This is a genomic window from Rhodococcus yunnanensis NBRC 103083, assembly GCF_001895005.1.
GTDB lineage: Bacteria > Actinomycetota > Actinomycetes > Mycobacteriales > Mycobacteriaceae > Rhodococcoides > Rhodococcoides yunnanense.
The window spans coordinates 1-21,931 of sequence record NZ_BCXH01000005.1; the positions used below are offsets into that span (position 1 = coordinate 1).

Genomic DNA, 21,931 nt, shown 5'->3' on the forward strand with positions numbered 1-21,931 from the left:
TTGCGTCGCCGGGTCTTGCAGGGGCGGGTCCTGCCGCGACAGGTCCTGCGGGGACGGGTCTTGCGCCGACGGGTCCTGCGGCGACGGTGCCACTAACGCCCGGCAGCGAGGTGGGCGATCCGCTCGTCGCGATCACGGGCGTGATGCTCGAGCATGAGGGTGCGCGCGAGCTCACCGTCGCCGTCCTCGACTGCGTCGAGTATCCGTCTGTGTTCGTCGATCGGAGCTTGGAAGGGCTTGTCGGGTGCTGCCGGTCGCCACGGTGCCCCGAGCTTGATCTGCGCGTCGAGTTGAGTCAGCAGCGTCGACATCGTCTCGTTGTGGGCGGCGGTGCGCAACGCGGCATGCCATCCGCGCAGATGTGAGCGGATGTCCTCGGGGGTTGTGGCCGACGCCGCCCGCTCGTGGGCCTCTTCGAGCTTGGCGATGTCGAGAGCGGTTTTGCGTGCCGCAGCCGAGGAGGCGACGGCGCTGTCTATCGCGGCCTGGGCTTCGAAGATCTCGAAGATCTCGTCGTCGGTTCGGCGGCGGATGAGGAATCCGCGTCGTACGGGCTCGAGCAGCCCGTCCTGGGCGAGGAGCGCGAGGGCTTCACGGACCGGAGTGCGCGACACACCGAACTCCTCGCTCAGGGTGATCGGGATCAGCGGCTGGTCCGGCGCGTACACACCGGCCAGGAGGTTCTCCCGCAGCCGCGAGTAGACGGTGCTGGGTCCGATCATGTGCAGTCGATTCTCCTGGGTCGGCGCCGTCCGGCGTGGTGTGGCCACACTATCGTCACGTGGGTCAGAGCTCGGCGAACCGAGGCAGTAGATGCTCGGCGACGTGGGCGGCCTCCAACTCCAGCGGCCACGCGCCGAGGATGAGCGACGACAATCGCACCGACTCCTGCAGTCCGCGGACGGTTCCGGTGATGGAGTCGGGGTCTCCGACGAAGTACACCGCCGACGATCGTGACCCGAAGATGTCGAGCGGCGACCACGCGGTGACGCCCGCGTACAGCCCGTCGTCGACCTGCAGTTCCTCGATGGTGGGGAAGCGGCCCGCGTTGATCGCGTCGACCCATCCCTGACGCTGCGCGTCCGGTGCGGTGTAGGTGGTGATGTCCTGCCCGGTACGCAGCTGCACCGCGGTGTTCAACGTGTCTCTGATCGCCTCGACGCCGGGATCGGTGAAGACGGTGTAGAAGCGGTCGAACGCTTCCTCGGCGGTCGGACGCACGATGACGCCACCGAGCGCACCGGTCGAATCGAATTCTCGACCTCGGGATTTCGCTGCTGCTCTGGCGTTGTCGTAGCGTGGCTTCAGCTCGTGCCGCGGCCGGAGCATCGTCAGATAGTGATGAATGATGCTGCCCGCGTGGGCGAGTCCGGCGTCGGAATCACCGGTGCCCCACAGGTTCAACCGCCCCTGGGTGGGATCGATGCGGACCGGTGAGTTGTGGAAGTTGCTGTCCGTTCCGGATCTGTAGTGCTCCAGGACCTCGTTCCAGTATTGGATGCTCATCGCGTAGCGGTCGTCGTGGCCTGCGGATACCCCGTACGGGCTGACGCGGTTGTCGACGCCGTTGATGACGTTGATGTCGAGCCGTCCGCCGCCGAATCGGTCGAAGGTGAGTGCTTTCTCGGCGAACGCGCGGGCCGGAATCACACCCGAGTACGTCGCGACGAGGAATCTCATCCGAGAAGTGTGTGCAGCGGCGAAGGATGCCGACGTGAACGGGTCGTTCGGCCACGTCGCGACGAGCGCGCCGTAGAAGCCGCCGTCGTCGATGGCTTGGGCGAGGGTGCGGTAGTGATCGAAGTCCGGTGGATACAGCCCGCCCGGGCTCCACGGGTAGTCTCCGTTGGCGGTAGTGAGATACCAGAGCGTGCGCAGAGCCATGGCTACTGTCCTTTCTTGTCGAACGATCGAGCAACGAGCAGTGCCACGAGCAGTGCAATTCCGTTGAACACCTGTGGAACCCAGAATGGGGCTCCGATCATGGTCAGACCCGACACGCCGACCGAGAGCACCAGCACGCCCACCACTGTTCCCAGTATGTTGTACCGGACCGGTCGCAGTGCGGTGGCGCCGAGGAACGCGGCCGCGTACGCGGGCAAGGTGTAACTCGCGCCCGCGGTAGGAGGGACGGCGCCGTTGTTGGACACCAGCAGAATTCCGCCGATTCCTGCGATGACCGCCGCGATCAGAAACGCCGCTGCCACATAGCGTTCGGTGGAAATTCCCATGAGCTTGGCGGCGTCGCGCCCGGTTCCTGTGACGCGGATGAAGCGCCCGGCGGGTGTCTGTTCGAGGACGTACCAGAGAACCAGGACCACGGCCAGGATGATCCACGCCAACGATGGCAAACCGAGAATCGACGTCGACGTCACGGATTTGAATCCGCTGGTGATGCCCTCGTAGAGGGGAGTTCCGCCGGTGACCATGAGGGCGAGACCGGCGAGCAGGAAACCGACCCCGAGCGTCGCGATGAACGAGGTGAGCCCGAACACGACGACGAGCAGCACATTGAGCAATCCGACCAGAACGGCGACGGCGAGTGCTGCAACGATCACCAACGGCGTCGGCCAACCGTGACCGAACGCCCACGCACCGACCACCGCCGTGATGCCGACGTTGGCGCCGACGGACATGTCGAATTCACCCGCCGCCAGCGTGACCGTCACCGCGAGCGCGACGAGCATCGCGATGCCCTGCTGGGTGACGATCGCCGCAACGTTCGTCGACGACGGAAACTGCCCGGGACGGATGGCGCTGAACACGGCGATCAGCACGATCAACACGATGGGTAGGGACGTGCGTGCCAACACGGATCGAGGTCGAGATACGGTGCGAGTCAACGGTGTCGCGGTGATACTCACCGGGTGCCTTCTTTCGACAGGGTGGGGTCGGACAATGCTTCGAGCAGGCTCGCGCCGGTCAGTTCACCGCGTGCGAAGCTCGCCCCGACGACACCTCGGTGCAGGACGAGGATTCGATCGCTCAGCTCCAGCAGTTCCTCGTGGTCGCTGGTGATCAGTACGACGGCGAGACCGTCGCCGGTGGCGGCGTCGATGGCGTCGGAGATGTCGCGGCGTGCACCGACGTCGACGCCCTGGGTCGGTTCGTTGAGTACGAGAACGCGAGGCGACGACGCCAAAGCCTTTGCCAGCGACACCTTCTGCTGATTTCCGCCGCTGAGACTGGCGACGGGTGCCGACGGGTCGGCTGGGCGAATGTCGAGTGCGGCGATCCATGTTCTGGCTTCACGGTCGTCGACGCGTGGATCGATCCGGCGCAGCAGGCCGAGTTTGCGGTGCGATGCCAATGCGATGTTCTCCGCCACGGACAAGGCGGGTACGACGCCTGCTCGTCGTCGGTCGGCAGGTACGGTCACCACGCCCGCGTGGACGAGGCTCTTGGCGGGCTTGTCCTCGACCAGGATCGAGCCGGATCGGATGGTTCTGCCGGCGAGCACGGCCGACAGGTCCTCGGTTCCGTCGCCGAGCAGGCCCGCGACCCCGACCACCTCGCCCGCGCGTACGTCGAGGTCGAGTCCGGCGAGGGAGTCGGTGACCACGCCGGTGAGCCGAAGCCGAACTTCGCTGTGCGACAACGGTGTCGGATTCGGGCGCCGGGCTGCGGCAGCAGCACCGAGTACGACGGCGGCTAGATCGGAGACCGAACGGTTGCCGAGCGGTGCGTCCTCGACCAGGCGGCCGTGCCGCAGGACGACGATCCGGTCGGCGAGTGAGACCACCTCGTCGAGCCGGTGTGTCACCACGACCACTGCGGTGCCGGACGCCGCCGCGCGCCGCACCACTCGGTGGAGGACGTGGGTGTCGACGGGGTCGAGGGTTGCGCTCGGTTCGTCGAGAATCAGTGCGTGCACAGCCTCGCCGTCGGCGAGCGGTTGGCCGTACGCGCGTGCGAGCGCACACAGCGTCCGTTGGCTCGGGTGCAACGAATCGATCGACGCGTCCGGATCGAGGTCGACTCCGATGATGCTCATGGCTTCGCGTGCTCGGCGCACCACGGTACTCGGGCGGATTCGCCCGAGTACCGCTGTGCCGTAACGGTTGCCGAGTGCGATGTTCTCCGCGACGGTCATCGACCCGACCAGTCCCAGGTCTTGGTGCAGGAATCGGATGCCGGCGGAGGCGATGCGCTCACCCGTCGTCGGCAGCGCGTGCGCAGCCCCGGTCACGGTGAGCGTTGCTCCTCGGCTGGGGGTGTACAGCCCCGACAGCACCTTGATCAGGGTCGATTTGCCCGACCCGTTCTCGCCCAGCAGCGCTGTGACTGTGCCGCCGGGAAATTCGGTGCTCACCTGGTCGAGTGCGGTGGTGGCCCCGAAGCGGACACTCCAGTTGTCGAGCGCGATTCCCGGAGCTGGATTGGCGGACAAGCTAGTTCACGCCCCACAGCGACTTGTACTCGGTGCGGAAGTCGTACTCGCCTTCCCATGCGGTGGCGTCGCCCGGCAGGTAGGTGTCGATGTTGTCGGGGGTGACGAGGCGGATCGGGACTCCGTCGTCCGATGTCTTCTCGACCGGGGTACCGGCGAAGATGCGGTTGAAGTTGTCGACGACGGCCCAGCCGTCCCATTCGAGTGCGACGGCGACATCGGCGAGCTGGCCTGCGCCGCTGCGGAGGAACTCGAGGTTCTGCGGGTCGGCGTAGGTGGAGTAGACCGGTACCGTGATGCCTGCGCTCTGGAGCGCCGTGACGATCTCCGCGGCGGGGGCGTCCCATGCCACCCAGAACGCCTTGGCGTCGGGGTGGGCCTGCGCTGCTGCGACGGATTTCTGGCCGATCGAACCGGTGCCGAGCTCGGCGAAGTCGAGTGCGACGTGTGCGGCGATCGGGTTGCCTGCTTCGGTGAAGACGTCTGTGGCGCCGCCGATCAGGAGGTCGCCGAGTGGGTCGCCGTCGGCGCCGACCGTGATGACGGGCGCGTCGGCGCCCTGATCTACGACGAGTTGTGCCGCTGCTGCCGAACCGATTTCGTCACCGTGTTCCCAGACGAGGTGGGTGTAGGCGTCCTTCTCGACGAGCGGGTTCTCGGTGGTGTCGATGGCGGCGACGATGGGGATACCCGCGGCGTGGGCGCGATCGAGGGCCTCGGGCACGAACTGGGTGCCGAGCAGCGCGATGCCGTCGAACTGCTGGGTGATCGCGGAGTCGATGCCGGCCGCGTACTTGTCCTGCAGGCCTGCGCCGTCGAAGACCGTCACGTCCCACCCGCCGAGCGCGGCGGCTTCTTCGATGCCTGCGGCGACGCGCTGGTTGGACACCGAGGTCATCGTCAGGGCGACGACGGCCAACTTCTTGTCCTTGGCGAACGGCACGGACTCGGTGGGTCCGGCCCAGTCGATATCTGCGTCGGCGTACTTGTCCACCAGCGCCTGCGCAGCGTCGGTGTTGCCGCTGCCCGTGGTGGCGGCGTCGGTGGTGGTCGACGTGCAGCCGGCGGTGACGATCGCTACGGCAGCGAGACCGGCCACGGCGGTTCGAATGGAACGCGGCACCGCGGCGGGGTGCAGCCGAAGGGCTTTGATGCTCATGGGGGGAGTTCTTTCTTCGCGAGAGGGCAGGCCGGTACGTGGCCGCGGGAAGGAACTGTGCCCTTTCCGTCGCTGTTCGAACACCCAAAAAATCATCGTGATCCAAATGCGTGCAGTTAAATCTAACTGGATGTAACTGTATACACATGGATTGCTTCGGTATGGCTCCCGCGAGATGAGCGCATGCGACCTCACCCACACGCCGTACGTGGACGTGTCGTGGTTGGCCGAGAACATTGCTGACGTCGTCGTACTCGATGCCTCGGTGCAGCGGGACCGGCACGACGACGGTTCGAGTAGCTATCGCTCCGGCGCAGGCGACTTCGGCTCGCTCGGGCACATTCCGGGAGCGCGGCACGCAGACCTCGTCTTCGCACTGTCCGGTCCCGACGAACACGCGGGAGCTGGACGGCCACGGTTTCCACGGCCGGACGCGTCGGATTTCGCGGCAGCTCTGGGGCGGCTGGGCGTCGGGCAGGGGGCGTCGGTGGTGGTCTACGACAGGACGAACGGAGTGTGGGCGGGTCGCCTGGTGTGGATGCTGAGGTCGTACGGCCTGACCTCGGCGGCGGTGCTTGTCGGCGGCGTGCAGGCGTGGGTGGACAGCGGCCGGGAGATCGTCCTCGGGGACGGCGGTGGTGAGTCCGTCGTCGCACCGACTTTGGCCGCGCGACCGGGCAGGTTCGTCGACACAGCCGATGTGGTGCAGATCGTGGACGGCACCGGGCAGGAGTCGATTCTGGTGAACGTTCTCCGTCCCGAGGTGTTCTCCGGCGTCGAGGCGCCGTACGGTGTTCCCGGCCACATCCCTGGAAGCGTCAACCGCCCTTACTCGGCGCTGCTCGCGGGCACCGACACCATCGCTGAACCCAGTGCGGCCGATGATCGACTCCCCGGCGACGTCCGGGTGGTCACCTATTGCGGGAGCGGAATCACCGCAGCGGCGTACGCCCTCGCGCTGGAATCCGTCGGCGTCGCCGATGTCGCCGTGTACGACGGTTCGCTCACCGAGTGGGTGGACGACGCGACCAGGCCGATGGTAATCACTGACACAATCGAGTCACCGATCGAGAACGGACAAGTCAATGACTGACACTTCTGCTGTGCCCACCATCGACACAGTCGTCGACGCCCTCACCGAGCTCCGCGCTCGGACGCCGCTTGTCCATGCGCTCACCAACTACGTCGCGGCTGGATTCACCGCGAACGTCCTCCTCGCCGCCGGTGCGAGCCCGGCGATGATCGACAACGTGGAGGAAGCCGGGCTGTTCGCCGGTGTCGCCGACGCGGTCCTGATCAATCTCGGTACACCGCAGAACGCGCTGCGCGACTCGTATGTGGGCGCGGCGGAATCCGCGCAGAAGAACGGCACGCCGTGGGTCCTCGATCCGATCGGTGCGGGCGGGTTGCCGTGGCGCGGAGATCTCGCCCGTGAGCTGCTCGCCTTCCGGCCGACTGCTGTGCGCGGCAACGCTTCCGAGGTGATAGGCCTGCACGGTCTCGGTGGCGGCGGACGAGGCGTCGACAGTTCGGCCGATCCTGCCGCAGCCGTCGACTCGGCGCGCGGGCTGCTCGAATCCGCCGACGCGGTATCCGCCTCGGGCGCCGTCGATCACCTGGTGGGCTCGGGAACCGATGTGCTCGTGCGGATCGGAGGTGGCAGTGCACTGCTGACCAAGGTCACCGGCACCGGATGCTCTCTCGGCGCACTGGTTGCCGCCTATGCCGCCGTCACCCCCAACGGTTTGACTGCGCTCGCCGCAGCGCACGTCCACGTGGCCGTGGCGTCCGAGATCGCAGCCGAGAAGACCACGTCACCAGGGTCTTTCGCGGTCGCCTACCTCGACGCCCTGCACGACGTCACAGCCGACGACATCCGCGGGCGAGGGCAGGTCACCGTCGGATAACCGACCATTCGGCCGCAGTCGACATCAGGGATCGGCGGGTGGCCGTCGGTGTGCGAGAGATATGTAGAGCGGCGGGCTGCTGGCGACCGCATGGGTCACTCGGCTGCGGCCAAGCTGGGATGGCGGGTGGTTGTCGGTGTGTGGGATTTAGCGGTGGGCTTCCGGCGACGACATGGGTCACTCGGCTGCGGCCAAGCTGGGATGGCGGGTGGTTGTCGGTGTGTGGGATTTAGCGGTGGGCTTCCGGCGACCGCAGGGTCACTCATCCGCGGCCGACGTACGGCATCCGGTTGGCCATGATGGTCAGCGTCGGAACGGTCACATCCAGTGGCAGGCCGACGAGGTGGACGATGGCTTCGGCGACGTACCGGGGATCGAATGTCGGTTCAGCTTTTCTCGTACCGTCGGGTTGCAGCGCCGAATGACCTATCCCGGTGGTCATGTCGGTGGCTGCGTTTCCTATATCGATCTGGGTGCAACAGATGTCGAAGTCGCGGCCGTCGAGTGAGATCGACTTCGTCAGGCCGGATACCCCGTGCTTGGTCGCGGTGTACGCCGCACTCTGTGGCCGGGGTGTGTGGGCGGAGATGGAACCGTTGTTGATGATTCTTCCGCCCCTCGGGTCCTGGGCTTTCATGATGCGCATGGCTTCGGCCGAGCACAGGAAGACGCCGGTGAGGTTGACTGCCACGGTGGCGGCCCATGCATCGGGTTCGATGGTGTCGACGCTCCCCGACGGCCCGAAGGTGCCTGCGTTGTTGATGAGGACGTCGAGCCGCCCGAACCTGGCGGACACCGTCTCGAACAGGGACCGAACCGAGTCGGGAGACGACACATCGGCGGTGTGGATGACGGCGTTCTCGTGGCCCGCGGCCGATTCTTCGAGGGTGCCCCGGTTGCGCCCGGCCAACACGACATGGTGCCCGGCGTCGAGCAGCGCCGTCGACATCGCGCGCCCGAGGCCCGATCCTGCGCCGGTCACCACCACGACCTGTGCCGCGCGATCAGTTGTAGTCACCTGGTCCTCCGTAGCGTCGTGTACGGGCAAGAGTACTGAGCCGTCCTGGGAGTGGGGGCGGTGACTTCGGCGGGCGAGCTGTGTCTGTACCTGCACGAGCATCATCGCAGGACAGGAGCACGGACATGGCCGGACCGTTGGACATTCGCTTCACCGCCACACTGGGGAAGGTGCAGGAGGGAGATACCTGGACGTGCGTGAAGATGCCGGATTCGGCGGCGATCTTCGGCACTCGTGGTCTCGTCAAGGTCACCGGGACCGTGGACGGACACCCGTTTCAGGGTGCGTTCATGGCTCTCGGTGACGGGACGCACAAACTCCCCGTCACTGCAGCGATCCGGAAGGCGATCGGGAAGTCCGACGGCGACGAGGTGACGATTCATCTGACCGAACGGCGGAACTGACTCCTCACGAATGTCATCCGGTCTGCGCGTGCGATCCCAGCGCCGCGGAGGGCAACGGGCGGAGTAGTGATCGCCGCAGGTTGTACGGGCAGTACGAGACCCCACTTGGGCGCTCTCGCGAAGGAGCACAGACCGCGAGGTAGAGCAGGACCGCGAGGGGCTGTTTCGAGGACTGATCCGTCAGGTCGACGAGGTATGACCGGACTGGTGTCGCCTGCCGGGAGCGAACGTGCCTGGCGGGCCTGTTGCTGGGGGCCTGGCGGGCATGTCGCTGCCTGCCGGGAGAGAACGTGCCTGGCGGGCCTGTTGCTGGGGGCCTGGCGGGTATGACGCTGCCTGACCGGATCCGACGCTGCGAGGCTGGAAAAGATCTCGTCTGGCGGGCCTAATGCTGGGAGGCCAGGCAAAACTGGTGTTGCCTGGCGGGCCTGACGCAGTCTGACCGGACCGCCGCTGCCCAGCTCGGAGACCGTCGATTCTGCTGGGACGTAGTCGCTTTCGAACACCGTGCTCACCGGTCCCGCAGGGTTCACCGGTCCCGCAGGGCGGAACGGCATTCGTGGTTGCATACCTCAGTCGCGTATCTCAGTCGCGGACCGATCGCCCTCCTGGAAGTCGTTGTGTGCGGTGATCGGCCGGGCAGCAGCGAACAGCTTGTCTCCAACGGAAACGAGTGTGTGACGGTTCGTGTCTCCGCTGCGAAACGCTGTGTCCCCGACGCCCGTTGTGTGTGGTCGGCCTCGATTGTTGCTCCCGTTTTATGCGGCGGGGCGTCGTTGTCGGTGGAAGCTGGGTATGGGTTTTCGTTCGGGGTCGATGGTGGCGGGTGGGATGATGTGTGGGTGGCCGTCGTCGCCGAATTTCACCTCCCATCCATGGTGGTGGACGAGTCGGTGGCAGTCGCCGCAGAGTAGGACGAGGTTGGTCAGGTCGGTGGGGCCGCCGTGTTCCCAGAAGACGATGTGGTGCACCTGGCACCACTGTGCGGGCATGCCACATCTGATGCAGCATTTGTCGCGGACGGCGACGGCGGCGCGTTGTTCGGGTGTGGCGAGTCGGACTTCGCTACCCATGGACAGTGGGACGTCGTTGTTGTCGAGCACCAGTGGTCTGAGGTTGGCGTCGCATGTGAGTAGGCGTGCGAGGCTGTGGCTGATCGGCCCGGTCCATTCGAGGTCGAATGGCCAGTCCGGATCGTTCATCGATGGCGCAGGATCGCGTCGGCTCTCGGCTTCTGTTGTTGCAGAATCAGAATCAGAATCCGGATCGGAGCCGGCAGTTCTGGAAGATCTGTCTGCGAGGAGATCTCGTAGATTGACGGTGACATTGACTGTCGCGGGCGGGATGCCCTCTCCACGAGGGTGTCCTGTGCTGCTGCGCTGGTCGAGTAGTTGCGACAATGCATCGGCTTGCCGCTTGGAGGCGCTTCTGGGGTCGCGGGTGCCGTCGGGTGCGGGTCGAGGTCTGGACAACGGCGACAGTGATGCTCGTAGTTTGTCGGCGAGCACTTTGTCGACGTCGCCTCTGATGCTGGTGCGTCCGTTGGCTTGTAGGTAGAGGTCGAGGGTGTTCAGTGCCGAGTTTTCCGACACCAACTGTGGTGGTGGTGTCTTCAGAAGTTCATCGTCCTCGTCACCCTTGTCGCCCGAATCGGCATCGGGTTCGGGTTCGGGTGAAGGGTGGCCCTTTCTCTCGGCTTCACGTTGGGCGCGTTCGCGTTCCTCCCGTGCGCGTACTGCTTGGTCGTAGCGGGCACGGGCATCGGCTGCGGCAGAATGGCCGAGTACCTGCGCTCGTTGTTTCACTTGACCTGCCGTGCCGTCGAGTGCGGTGGCGAGGAGGTCGGCAATGGCTGTGTCGAGGCTTTCCTGGGAAAGTGTGGGGTCCGACTTGCGTATGGCGTCGTAGCCTTCGTGGATTGCTTTGGCGTGGGCGTCGTGGATATCGCCGTTGGAGAGGGCGTGCAGGACGGTGGGCCACATGGCGAGCCAGTCTGCAGTGTCGAATTGGCGTTGAGCGTTACCGTGGGCGATCCGGGTGCCGGAGGCGAGCCAGTGCGACGGGCTCGAATAGTGAAGCTTCAGATTGAGGCCGCGCCGGGAGAACTGCGCAAGAAGGCTGTATTTGTATGCGGCCGACTTGTTCTCGGCGTCGACCAACCGCTCGATACCGGTGATGATCTCCTGATCGGAGAGCGTCGCCGCGTTGTGTGGTTCCCCCAGATCGTGCATGGCGGGGAAGGTACACCGGCCCTCCGACAAGTTTTGGATTGTCGAGGCGCCTGCTTCACACGGCGAGCGCGGTGCTGCAGATGCCGCCACCGCGCGCCGCGCACCGTGCACCGTGCACCGAGGACAGGCTCGGGTCCGTCCTGGGCACCGGAAGCGCGCTCTGTGCGCCGACGAGGCGGTCGATGTTGCTGGTACCCAGCTGTCACGACCGAATCGAGTTCCCGGTCTCGTCCTCCGCGTCCGATCGACTGGACACACAGAGCTTCGAAGTGGCAGATTTCCCCCTATGAGTCCCATTCATCGGGCCGAGGGCGAGATCTCCGCAATCGGACGTTCCACCGAGATTCTCAAAGCGTTTCTGGGCAGTTCGGGAACGTTGAGTCCGGCGGCGCTGGTACGCCGAACCGGGATGGCGAAGACCACGGTGTACCGAATGGTCGAGGACCTCGCCCGTGTGGGCTTGCTCGAACGGCACGGAACCGACTATCGGCTGGGTCTGCTGTTGTTCGAGATCGGGGAATCGGTGCCCCGCCAGCGCAGCCTTCGCGAGGCCGCCCGGAGGCACCTCTCCGCGCTGCGTGAGGCAACCGGGCACAATGTCGGTCTTGCCGTGCTGGATGGATCGGATGTGGTGTACCTGGAGGTCTTTCGAGGCGAAGACGGACCACGCCTCCCTCACCATATGGGTGGGCGCTGGCCTGCATACGCAAGCTGTTCCGGCAAAGCGATCTTGGCGTTCACTCCACCGGCACAGGTCGCGCAGCTCGAGTTCGCCATGAAGGCGCACACCGAGAACACCATCACCGATCCCGAACTCCTGATTCGGGAGCTGGAACGCGTCCGCAAGAGTGGTGTCGCATTCGATCGACAGGAGGCGTTCCTCCGAATCGCCGGTGCCGCAGCGCCCATCTTCGGTCCCGACGAGGAAGTCCTCGGTGCCATATCGATCTCCGGCATGGCCGGACGAATCAACCTCACTCGGATCGACGCTGCGGTACGGACTACCGCCATCTCGATCTCACGTGATCTGTCCAGCGCACACTCGGTGGTGCGACCGGTGCTGCAGCGACACTGATCTCGTCATCCGCGTCCCATGTAGGGCATGCGATTGGCCATGATGGTCAGCGTCGGAATGTTGACGTCCAACGGGAGACCGATCAGGTGGACGACGGCGTCGGCGACATGCCGTGGATCGAACGTCGGCTCAGGTCTTCTCGTACCGTCGGGCTGTACCGCAGAGCGACCCGTCTCCGCTGTCATATCCGTAGCTGCATTGCCGATATCGATTTGACAGCAACAGATGTCGAAGTCTCGGCCGTCGAGAGAGATCGATTTGGTCAATCCGGAGACACCGTGCTTGGTTGCTGTGTACGCGGCGCTCTGTGGCCTCGGTGTGTGCGCAGACAACGAGCCGTTGTTGATGATTCTTCCGCCGCGTGGCTCCTGCGCCTTCATCATGCGGACGGCCTCGCGTGAGCACAGGAAGACGCCGGTCAGATTGGCGGCGACCGTCTCGTTCCACGCCTCGGGTTCGATGGAATCGACACTCCCCGATGGGCCGAACGTTCCTGCATTGTTGACGAGAACGTCGAGCCTGCCGAATCGTTCTGCCACCGAGGCGAACAGCGCGCGCACCGAGTCGGGCGAGGACACGTCAGCGGGCGAGACGACGGCGTTGTCGTACCCGTCGGCGGTGGCCTCGAGCTTGTTGCGGTCGCGTCCGACCACGACGACTCGGTGCCCGGCGACCAGGAGCGCGGTGGACATCGCACGTCCGAGCCCGGAGCCGGCACCCGTCACCACAACGACCTGCGCCGCTCTGTCAGTGATTGTCACCGTGAACCTCCGTTCCTCGTTTTCCCACCAGGAAGTCGAAATCGACTCCCTGGTCGGCCTGCATGACGTGATCGACGAACAACCGTTGATATCCACTGGTATTCGACCTCGTCGGGAGATCGAGCCTCGACAGTCGCCGCTGAAGTACGTCGTCGTCGATCAGAATCCGCAGCACGCCGCGGGGCACGTCCAGCTCGATCAGATCGCCGTCTTCCACCGCAGCGAGCGGGCCACCCACGGCGGACTCCGGCGCAACATGCAGCACGACGGCCCCGAATGCTGTTCCGCTCATCCGCGCGTCGGAGATCCTGACCATGTCGCGGACCCCTTGCTCCAGAAGGCGTCGGGGGAGGGGAAGGTTGCCCACCTCGGGCATGCCAGGAAACCCCTTGGGCCCGACGTCGGTGAGAACGATGACGTCGTCGGCCTCGATGTCGAGATCCGGGGAGTCGATCCGAGCCGTGAAATCGTCGATTCCGTGGAAGACAACCGCTCTTCCCGTGTGCTGGAGCAGTTCGGGTGCCGCCGCGGACGGTTTGATCACTGCGCCGTTCGGCGCGAGATTGCCTTTCAGTACCGCGATTCCGGCGTTGCTTCGGAGCGGCGATTCCTTGCTGCGGATGACGTCCTGATTCCACACCACTTCGCCCGAATTGTTCTCGCCCAGACTCTTTCCCGTGACGGTCCTGGCATCCTGATGAAGTGTGTCACCGAGTTCGGCAATTACTGCAGGAAGTCCTCCGGCGTAGAAGAAGTCCTCCATCAAGAAAGTCCCTGAGGGCATGAGGTTCACCAGCAACGGGACGTCCCGGCTCTGTTCGCCGAAGTCGGCGAGCTCGAGTGGTATTTCCAACCGTCCCGCGATGGCGAGCAGGTGTACGACAGCGTTGGTGGATCCACCGATCGCGGTGTTGACCCGGATTGCGTTCTCCAGCGATCTGCGATCCACCACCGAGGACATCGTGAGATTCTCGGCTACCATCTCGACGATCCGAACCCCGCTGTCTCGCGCGAGTACTCGTCGTCGCGAATCGACTGCGGGGATGGCGGCATTGCAGGGGAGCGTCAGGCCGAGTGCTTCGACGATCGACGCCATCGTCGATGCAGTCCCCATCGTGTTGCAGTGTCCGGGCGAGCGTGACGTCGCGGATTCGGCGGACCGGAACTCGCATTCGCTCATGCAGCCGGCTCTGACCGCCTCACTCATCTCGAACGCCGATGTCCCGGAACCGATTGTCCGCCCTTGGTGCCTACCATTGAGCATGGGACCGCCGGATACGACGATCGTCGGAAGATCGCAGCTGGCCGCGCCCATGACCAGAGCGGGAGTCGTCTTGTCGCACCCGCAGAGAAGTACGACCCCGTCGATCGGATTCGCTCGAATGGATTCCTCCACATCCATGCTGACGAGGTTGCGATACAGCATGGTCGTCGGGCGAATGATCGTTTCTCCCAGTGACATGACCGGAAACACGACCGGGAAACCCCCGGCTTCGACGACGCCCAGGCGAACCTGCTCGGCCAGGTCGTTGAAATGCGCGTTACATGGGGTGAGTTCGGAATGCGTGTTGCAGATGCCGATGACGGGTCTGCCGTCGAACATGCGGTCCGGAATCCCCTGGTTCTTCATCCACGATCGGTGGATGAACGCATTGAGATCGTTGCCACCGAACCAATCCTGCGACCGGAGCCTAGTGCTCATGGGAGTTCTCCAATCCGAGAATCGCTCGTGCTTCGTCGGGAGTCGCAGGCTGCATGCCGAGTCGTTCGATGATGTGGACGATGTTCTCGACCAATCGAACGTTCTCGGCGGGCTCGCCCGTCTCGAGGAACGCATAGTCCTCGATCCCGACCCGGACGTGTCCCCCGAGCAGCAGCGCGTGGGTGAGTCCACGTAACTGGTCGCTACCGCTGATGCTCACCGAGAACACCGAGTTGTCGGGGAGATGGGTAACCATGTCCTGCAGGATCGTCGGCGAATACGGCAGTGCGTTCTGGAACGTCTTGTCCAGGCCGAGAACAAGGTTCACGAGATGCGGCCCGGGCTCACCCGTGGTCAGTTCACGGATCTCCTGAACCAGGTGTGTGGAGCTGAACGCCTCCCACTCGGGCTTGATACCGAGATCTCGCATGGCCGAGTGCAATTCCGCGGACCTGCTCGGTGAAGTATCCATCAACACCTCGCCGAGAGGAGATCGCACGTACGCGGTGATTGCGTCGAGAGTGCACGTGTCCGCGCCACCGTACAAACCCTGCAGACGCGCATCCCAGTCCACTACTCGGCTGCCGTCGTCGCGGACGCGGACCATGTCCCCGTTCACACCACCGCCGGTCGAGTTGTTGACGATGATGTCGCAGCGTTCGCGCACAAGCGTATTCATCGTGCGATAGATGGCCGAGTCGCATGTGGCTTGATCGTCCGATCGACGTGCGTGGAGCGCCGCGACACTCGCACCCGCGCCGTGACATCGCTCGACGTCCGCTGCGATCTCTTCCGGCTGGGTCGGGATATGGGGAGTGTCCGTCTTCGTCAGAAATCCGCCCGTGGGTGCGACCGTGACGATGACCTTGCCGTCGTGGCTGCTCACCGGGGCTCACCCACGCCGAGGGCTGCGGCGAAGAAGACCGCAATCGCCACCGCGCCAGGGTCTTCCACACCGCGGGCATGTTCTCCCACATACGTCGCCCGTCCGCGACTGGCCAGCAGTGCGCGGGTCGAATCGACGCCCCGCTGCGCGGCATCGGCCGCTTCCTTCAACGCAACCGGCAGGGGTGCGCCGCCGGCGGCAGCGTGTGCCAGAGCGTCCGAGGCAGGGACCATGGCGTCGACCATCGTCTTGTGGCCCACCTGAGCTCCGCCGAGACGCTGAACCGCGCCGGTGGCATCGGTCAACGCCGACGCAAGGTCCTGGACGGTGACGGTGTCCCCGGTGACGTGCGCGATCCGGCCGAACCACAGGCCCAGCAACGGTCCGCTGGTTCCTCCTATGTCGAGGAATGCGTCGGAGAGGCGAGCGAACACGTCGCCGGGTGTGGTCGGCGGGGTGGCCGCCAGTCGATCTACCGCACCCCGGAGTCCGGAACGGAGGTTCATGCCGAAGTCGCCGTCTCCGACGAGTCTGTCGAGCTCGGTGAGGGAATCGAATCGATCCTCTCCCTCGGCCGCGAACCGAGTGATCCACGCCTGGGTGTCCTCGACGTCGAGTGTTGTCATGGGAATGCTCTTTCGGTAGGGACCTGCGGTTACCACGTGAGCGCAGCCGTGCGCACCGGTGCATCCCACAGGTCGAGGAGTTCGTCTGTCGAACGAAGCAGAGTTATCGAGAGTCCGTGCATGTCCAGAGCGGTGACGAACGACCCGGCGATCACGCGGTCGAGGCGTATCCCCTTCGAGGTGAGGTAGGACCTGAGCTCTGCTGTGGCAATGGCCAATTCGAGGCCGTGCGTCGCGCCGAGACCGTTGACGATTGCGATGACGCCGTCGCCCTCGGCGGCGTGGATGTCGGTGACGACAGGCTCGGCCAGCCGCGGGACGAGCTCGGCGGCCGTCACGGCGGCGCGAGTGTCGCGGCCACGTTCGCCGTGAATCCCGACTCCGAATTCCATCTCGCCCGCGTTCAGTTGGAACGACGGCTCACTTCGTCCCGGCGGCGTGCACGAACGGAAGGCGACGCTCAAGGTGGCCGACGTCGATACCACTCGCCGCCCGAGGTCGGCGATGTCTGCCAACGACCGACCTCGCTCTGCCGCTGCGCCGCAGATCTTTTCGACGGCGAGTACGGCGGCGGTCCCACGGCGTCCTGGCCCTCCGTCGTCCGTGGTCGTGGTCGAGAGGTCGTCGTCGACGATGACGATGTCGACTTCTCGCTCAGGAGCGAGCAGCTCCGCAGCAATCGAGAAGTTCAGCTTGTCGCCGGTGTAGTTCTTCACGATGAGCAGAGCTCCGCGACCGGTCTCGACGGCTTCGACCGCAGCCCGTATCTGCAGTGCGGTAGGGCTGGCGAACACAGCCCCAGGGACCGCCGCGTCGAGCATTCCAGTACCGACGAATCCGGTGTGCAGAGGTTCGTGGCCTGCGCCTCCTCCCGAGATCAACGCCACTTTGTCTGCGCGTGCAACCGATCGGGTCACGAAACGCGGGTCTCGGTGATACGAAATGATGTCGGGATGAAGAATCGCGATGCCTTCCAACGCCTCCTGTACGACGTCCTCGGGCCTGTTGATGACGTGGCTGCTCATGACCGACTCTCGGTTTCTCTCGTGCGGACCAGTGGAAAGCGTTCGGTGAAGCCGGCGACGCTGGATCGAACGTCGTCGCCGACTCGGATCCCCGCTTCCTGTGCGGGGCCGTTGACATAGGAGACGATCCCGTTGCGCCACATGTCGATTCCATTGCTGATCTCGGCGGAGTCGTGGTCGACCCCGATCCCGGGAAGTCCTGCCTCACCCATCCGAACGATTCCGATGATGCCGGCCTCGTCTTTGCCCACCCCTGCGTCGTTCATCACGGCGAGCGCGCAACCGGTGGCGATGGCCAGTCGGCCCGATTCCTGGCCTCCATTCGATGCCGCGACGACGATCTGATCGCGGTCCGACAGTTCGATCTGAGACATGCTGTCCATCACCACGATGTCGCGACCGTGTTGTACCTCGACGACCTGTCGGAACATCAGCGTGTCCTTCCCTCGACCATGGCCAGAATTTCTTCGGAAAGTGCTGCGCCGACTCGGATTCCCGCTTCGGCTGCCGTTCTGTTGACGTAGGTGATCGTTCCGTTCTCCCATATGTCCTCTCCGTCACCGATCCGAGCACTGTCGTGTCCGACGGCGATACCGGCGATGCCGTGCGCGTCGATCGCGCGGAGGCCGGCGACACCGGCGGCGTTCTTACCGATTCCGGCGTCGTTGCACACCACCACGCGAACGCCGAACTGGACCGCATACTCGCCGGCGCTGGTGCCGCCGTGCGACCCGGTGACGATCACATCGCCGGACTGGGCGGCGGAGGCGAATGCGATGGAGTCCATGACCCACACTCGTTGCCCGTTCCTGGAGTGCACCAGCGTCGGTTCGGTGCTTTCGCTATCGACTACGCGCATGAGCCTTCACCCCCAGAATTCGGCGAGCCTGCTCGGGCGTTGCTGGTGCGCGGCCGTACCGGCGAGCTATGTCGGCGACACGGCGCACCAGCTCGGGGGTCGACGGGTAGCCGAGTTCTGCGTAGTGGTGATCACCAGCCCCGATTGCCACATGCCCGCCTCTCTTGATCGACTCCTCGGCGGCCTCGAGGACATTGCCGCGATAGGCCGACACGATCGGTTCGATGGGTAGATCGGGCGGCAACAGGTCCAACTGCGCACGCAGCCCTGCGGCGCTGGCCGGGTGCGCAGCGGGAAACTCGTCCCCGCCGAGGACGAAGGCCACCACCAGCGGAAGCGCGAGGCCTCGCGACCGGGCGTGATTGACGATGGCGCGAGTCCAACTCACGTTGAACGACGCCATGTAGGGCGTCAGTTCCAACTCGGCAGCACGGTCGAGCAACTCGGTTTGAGTGCGGGTGTCGTTGAGATAAGTCTTGCTGTCCGTGACGTATCGGCCGCTGGCGGAGTCGATGAGATCCATTGCTGCGCAGCCCATGTCGATGACAAGGAAATCGGATCTCGTGTTCGGGTCCTGATGATGGGGAAGTAGGTTCGACAATCGCTGTTCGACGGTATGTCCGGGTACGTTGGCCAGTGAGGGCGCGAGCAGAAGCTCGGATACAGCCCGGATTCGTTCGATGATCGCGCCGTACGTTTCGGCCGAATGGTCGGCGCCTCCGTCCGCTGTGCGTCCATGGAAGTGGATCAGCGATGCTCCGGCATCCTGGCTGGCCTGTGCAATGTCGCCTATTTCCTCTGGGGTCCAGGGGATATGAGGATTGGGTGTGCGCATGGTGTTTTCGTTCACCTGCACGCCGATCACGACCGGCTTGTCGGCGACGCTTGTTCGTGTCTCAGTTGTCATGAGGGTCCTTCGGTAGACGCCAGCCCGCGGTGATGGATTGCCCGCCGTCGACGGTCCAGGTCTGGCCGGTGACGAAGCCTGCGGCGGGCCCGGCGAGAAACGTCACCACTTCCGCGATTTCGTCGGGATTCGCATAGCGCTGCAACGGAATGGACTGCAGAATTGCCTGCTGCATCCGCGGGCTCTGTGCGGCGGCGGCCAGCGGTGTCGAGGTGGATCCAGGCGCTACGCAGTTGACCCGAATGCCCTCTCCTGCAAGTTCGACGGCAAGCTGAGTGGTCAGCGCGACCACTCCGCCCTTGGATGCGGAGTACGACGCACGATCGACGCTGCCGCGGATGCCGGAGACGGAGGAGATCGTGACGACCGATCCACCTCCGTCTGCCGCGAGCAGGTCCACGAACTGTCGGACGATGGTGAACGTGGCCACCAGGTTGAGCTCGAGGGTTCGCCTGAAACGTTCGGGTGTTGTCTGCCTGATGGGAGCGTTGTCCGCGGTACCTGCGCAGGTCACCACCGCATCCACTCGTCCGTACGTGTCATGGGTGATCGTGCGAAGCCGGTCCAGATCGACCTCGTCGGTCACATCGGCCTTGACTGCGAGCGTTTCGCCGTTCTGGGCATGAGCGTGCACGTGCGACCGATCGACGGACACCACGTTCCACCCTTGTTCGACAAAGCGAACGCAGGTAGCAAGTCCGATTCCGGAAGCGCCGCCCGTGACGACAGCAACGTTGGGGGAACTCACGGTCACAGCACCTTTCGCATGTCGCGAACGGGGTCGGTTCCGTCCCATCCCTGCGATGCCGCATCGATCGCGCGAAACAGATCACCCTTGCGGCCGCTGATCTCGGACACCTCGATGACAGTGCCGGGGTACGGGCCTTCCTCGAAGTACACGAAGCGTTCGTCCGGTGCTCCGCTGCCGGACCGTCCGCTCTGCAGTTCGGTGAGGCCACGTTCGGTGGATTCGGCCAGTACGCGGTCGAATTCGGTGGTCCAGTACGCGACGTGCTGGAGGCCGAGGAGCCCTCGATCGGTGAACTCTCGGAATGCGGAAGGTTGATCGTTGTGCTGCTGGATCAGCTCGATCTGTGCGTTCCCGCTCTGCGCGAGAGCGACGCTGAATCGGGGTCGGCTCGGTCGGCCTCGAAAGACGAAGTCGTTCAGCGGTTGATCGTCGACGAAGAAGAACGGTCCGACGCCCACGGTGTCGATCCAGTACTTCATCGCGGCATCGATGTCGTCGACTACATATCCCAATTGCCGTAGGGGGCCGAAGTGTGTGCTCAAGGTGTCCTCGCGTGTGGTTGGCAGCGGACCCGGCGTCGATGGATCCCAATTCGATGTCTCGAATGATGTCGTCATCGGCGGGCGCTGAGTAGGTGGATGTCCCGATGATCGGGAATGGGTCGAGCTGCTGAGACGTGTCAGCCCTGGTCGGGGGTCAGCAGATTGTCCGCGTCGCGCTCGAGCCGATAGTCGAGGGTGAGCTGAGCGTTCTTCTTGTCGGAGTTTCTGGTGACTACTTTGAGACTCAGCACTATGAGCGCAGCCAGTGCGAGCACGCCGGAGTACACGCCGATGGCGGGTGTGAAGCTGTTGGTCGCATCTTTGATCCATCCGGTCACCTGTGGACCGAAGTAGCCTCCGAGATTGCCCATTCCGTTGATCACGCCGAAGCCGGCCGCCAGTGCTGCACCGGTGAGAAAGCTGGAGGGCATGGTGATGAAGATGCTCATCGAGCTGTAGAGGCCGATCCCCGCGATGCAGAAGCCGACGATGGCCACCACGGGGGTGGTGAAGAACAAGGCAGCGATGGCAAATCCGATTGCTGCGACGGATGCAGCGATCGCGAAGTGAACCGGGCGTTCTCCGGCACGGTCCGAATGACGAGTCCACCAGATCATGGGGCCGATCGCGATCAACGCGGGTAGGGCAGCGACCCAACCGATCTGAGTGGTGGTGAAGCCGAACTGTGCGTAGATCTGTGGCATCCAGATCTGAAAACCGTTCAGGCTGAATGTGAAACAGATGAACACCGCGATCAGCACCAGGACGCGTGGATGGACAAGTCCTTGGAGGAAGTTGTGCTTGCCCGTGACAGCTTCGCGTTCCTGCGCTTCGGCAGCGAGCGTGTCCGACAGCCAACTGCGTTCATCGACGGTGAGGAACTCCGCTTCGGACGGCTTGTCTCGAAGAACACGGTAGATGACGAAGGCCATGACCAGCGCAGGCACACCTGTGAGGATGAAGACCCAGCGCCATCCCGAGAGGCCGAGGAAGCCATCGATTTCCATCAGGTGTGTCGTGAGCGGTGTGCCGAGGCCCGAGATGCAGATGAACGTGACGATCCACGCCATCGCTTTGCCTCGGTCCCGATTGGGGAACCACTTGGAGACGAAGAACAACATGCCGGGGGAGAAGCCGGCTTCGGCGATACCGAGTAGAAATCGTGCAGCAACAAGACCGGTCGCACCCTGGACGAAGGCGGTTCCGATGGTCACGATTCCCCACGTGATCATGATCCGAGTGATCCAGCGTCGAGCGCCGACCTTGGTGAGGATGTAGTTGCTGGGCGGCTCGCAGATCGTGTAGCTCCAGAAGTAGATTCCGGCAGCAAATCCGAACATGGACGCGGAGATTCCGAGTTCCTTGTTCATGGTCAGAGCGGCCACACCGATGTTCAGTCGGTCCAGGTACAGAACGATGTATGCCAGCCCGATCACGGGCATGAAGCGGAACATGACCTTGCGGACTGTTCTCTGCGAAATCGGTAGATCTTCGGTTGCGACTCGATCGCGGCCCATGGTTCACCTCGTGGTTATTTCAGCACACCGCTGTGATGACTGACACAGGCACCTTGCGCGTTGTCGCCGACAGTTCACAGCCTCGATTCCCGATGATCGGGACATGTGCTGGGGCGGGTGGCGCGCACACGGCAAACCGTCGGACAGGTTGGTATTTCTCGTACCGGACAA

The 21,931-nt window shown here is 64.4% G+C and carries 22 protein-coding genes; 4 read left to right on the forward strand and 18 right to left on the reverse strand.

What is annotated here, in order from left to right; translation table 11 throughout:
• Positions 1–92: 92 nt before the first annotated feature.
• From RY1_RS10095 to RY1_RS10115, 5 genes are all read right to left on the reverse strand, one after another.
• Positions 93–722 carry a GntR family transcriptional regulator gene (locus RY1_RS10095; protein WP_072803439.1) on the reverse strand — a complete coding sequence of 210 codons (630 nt, stop codon included), beginning with the start codon at positions 720–722 and terminating at the stop codon, positions 93–95.
• A gap of 64 nt (positions 723–786) precedes the next feature.
• Complete coding sequence (locus tag RY1_RS10100; protein ID WP_072803440.1) at positions 787–1,884, reverse strand: LLM class flavin-dependent oxidoreductase; 1,098 nt, start codon at positions 1,882–1,884, stop codon at positions 787–789.
• A 2-nt stretch (positions 1,885–1,886) separates the two neighbouring features.
• Positions 1,887–2,864: an ABC transporter permease gene (locus RY1_RS10105; protein ID WP_072803441.1), complete on the reverse strand. Its 978-nt coding sequence runs from the start codon at positions 2,862–2,864 to the stop codon at positions 1,887–1,889.
• Positions 2,861–4,390, reverse strand: coding sequence for a sugar ABC transporter ATP-binding protein (locus tag RY1_RS10110; protein WP_084727305.1), 1,530 nt, complete (start codon positions 4,388–4,390; stop codon positions 2,861–2,863). The genes RY1_RS10105 and RY1_RS10110 overlap by 4 nt, the downstream gene beginning before the upstream one ends.
• A gap of 1 nt (position 4,391) precedes the next feature.
• A complete protein-coding gene (locus tag RY1_RS10115) occupies positions 4,392–5,549 on the reverse strand; it encodes a sugar ABC transporter substrate-binding protein (RefSeq protein WP_072803442.1) in 1,158 nt (385 codons plus the stop codon).
• A 175-nt stretch (positions 5,550–5,724) separates the two neighbouring features.
• Here RY1_RS10115 and RY1_RS29655 point away from each other — a divergent pair, with 175 nt between their 5' ends.
• Together RY1_RS29655 and thiM are read left to right on the forward strand one after the other, a co-directional pair.
• Positions 5,725–6,642: a sulfurtransferase gene (locus RY1_RS29655; protein ID WP_072803443.1), complete on the forward strand. Its 918-nt coding sequence runs from the start codon at positions 5,725–5,727 to the stop codon at positions 6,640–6,642.
• Positions 6,635–7,456: a hydroxyethylthiazole kinase gene (gene thiM / locus RY1_RS10125; RefSeq protein WP_072803444.1), complete on the forward strand. Its 822-nt coding sequence runs from the start codon at positions 6,635–6,637 to the stop codon at positions 7,454–7,456. The genes RY1_RS29655 and thiM overlap by 8 nt, the downstream gene beginning before the upstream one ends.
• A 262-nt stretch (positions 7,457–7,718) precedes the next feature.
• On the opposite strand, the gene RY1_RS10130 is transcribed toward thiM, so the two are convergent.
• Positions 7,719–8,474, reverse strand: a complete 756-nt coding sequence (locus tag RY1_RS10130; RefSeq protein WP_072803722.1) for an SDR family oxidoreductase — start codon at positions 8,472–8,474, stop codon at positions 7,719–7,721.
• A gap of 125 nt (positions 8,475–8,599) precedes the next feature.
• On the opposite strand from RY1_RS10130, the gene RY1_RS10135 reads away from it, so the two are divergent.
• Complete coding sequence (locus tag RY1_RS10135; RefSeq protein WP_072803445.1) at positions 8,600–8,878, forward strand: DUF1905 domain-containing protein; 279 nt, start codon at positions 8,600–8,602, stop codon at positions 8,876–8,878.
• Positions 8,879–9,636: 758 nt separating this feature from the next.
• Here the strand turns inward: RY1_RS10135 and RY1_RS10140 are convergent.
• On the reverse strand, positions 9,637–11,109 hold the full coding sequence (locus RY1_RS10140; RefSeq protein WP_072803446.1) for an HNH endonuclease signature motif containing protein: 1,473 nt from the start codon (positions 11,107–11,109) through the stop codon (positions 9,637–9,639).
• Positions 11,110–11,395: 286 nt separating this feature from the next.
• On the opposite strand from RY1_RS10140, the gene RY1_RS10150 reads away from it, so the two are divergent.
• The gene (locus RY1_RS10150; RefSeq protein WP_072803448.1) at positions 11,396–12,184 is read left to right on the forward strand and encodes an IclR family transcriptional regulator; all 789 of its coding nucleotides are present in this window, start codon (positions 11,396–11,398) and stop codon (positions 12,182–12,184) included.
• A gap of 5 nt (positions 12,185–12,189) precedes the next feature.
• Here the strand turns inward: RY1_RS10150 and RY1_RS10155 are convergent, their stop codons facing one another.
• From RY1_RS10155 to RY1_RS10205, 11 genes are all read right to left on the reverse strand, one after another.
• On the reverse strand, positions 12,190–12,945 hold the full coding sequence (locus RY1_RS10155; RefSeq protein WP_072803449.1) for an SDR family oxidoreductase: 756 nt from the start codon (positions 12,943–12,945) through the stop codon (positions 12,190–12,192).
• Positions 12,932–14,647 carry an IlvD/Edd family dehydratase gene (locus tag RY1_RS10160; RefSeq protein ID WP_072803450.1) on the reverse strand — a complete coding sequence of 572 codons (1,716 nt, stop codon included), beginning with the start codon at positions 14,645–14,647 and terminating at the stop codon, positions 12,932–12,934. The genes RY1_RS10155 and RY1_RS10160 overlap by 14 nt, the downstream gene beginning before the upstream one ends.
• Positions 14,637–15,533, reverse strand: a complete 897-nt coding sequence (locus RY1_RS10165) for a beta-keto acid cleavage family enzyme (protein ID WP_072803451.1) — start codon at positions 15,531–15,533, stop codon at positions 14,637–14,639. Before RY1_RS10165 ends, RY1_RS10160 begins: the two co-directional genes overlap by 11 nt.
• Positions 15,530–16,159, reverse strand: a complete 630-nt coding sequence (gene dhaL, locus RY1_RS30555; protein WP_072803452.1) for a dihydroxyacetone kinase subunit DhaL — start codon at positions 16,157–16,159, stop codon at positions 15,530–15,532. The genes RY1_RS10165 and dhaL overlap by 4 nt, the downstream gene beginning before the upstream one ends.
• Before the next feature lie 29 nt (positions 16,160–16,188).
• On the reverse strand, positions 16,189–17,184 hold the full coding sequence (locus tag RY1_RS30560) for a dihydroxyacetone kinase subunit DhaK (protein WP_072803453.1): 996 nt from the start codon (positions 17,182–17,184) through the stop codon (positions 16,189–16,191).
• Positions 17,181–17,615, reverse strand: a complete 435-nt coding sequence (locus RY1_RS10180) for a hypothetical protein (protein WP_072803454.1) — start codon at positions 17,613–17,615, stop codon at positions 17,181–17,183. The genes RY1_RS30560 and RY1_RS10180 overlap by 4 nt, the downstream gene beginning before the upstream one ends.
• On the reverse strand, positions 17,615–18,043 hold the full coding sequence (locus RY1_RS10185) for a hypothetical protein (protein ID WP_072803455.1): 429 nt from the start codon (positions 18,041–18,043) through the stop codon (positions 17,615–17,617). Before RY1_RS10185 ends, RY1_RS10180 begins: the two co-directional genes overlap by 1 nt.
• Positions 18,027–18,950 (reverse strand): 3-keto-5-aminohexanoate cleavage protein, encoded by a 924-nt coding sequence (locus tag RY1_RS10190; protein ID WP_072803456.1) that lies wholly within the window; start codon positions 18,948–18,950, stop codon positions 18,027–18,029. The genes RY1_RS10185 and RY1_RS10190 overlap by 17 nt, the downstream gene beginning before the upstream one ends.
• Positions 18,940–19,698 carry an SDR family NAD(P)-dependent oxidoreductase gene (locus RY1_RS10195; protein ID WP_072803723.1) on the reverse strand — a complete coding sequence of 253 codons (759 nt, stop codon included), beginning with the start codon at positions 19,696–19,698 and terminating at the stop codon, positions 18,940–18,942. Before RY1_RS10195 ends, RY1_RS10190 begins: the two co-directional genes overlap by 11 nt.
• A gap of 2 nt (positions 19,699–19,700) precedes the next feature.
• Entirely contained in the window at positions 19,701–20,318 is a 618-nt protein-coding gene (locus tag RY1_RS10200; protein ID WP_245819584.1) for a VOC family protein, read from the reverse strand.
• Positions 20,319–20,380: 62 nt separating this feature from the next.
• Entirely contained in the window at positions 20,381–21,760 is a 1,380-nt protein-coding gene (locus RY1_RS10205; protein ID WP_072803457.1) for an MFS transporter, read from the reverse strand.
• Positions 21,761–21,931: the final 171 nt, after the last annotated feature.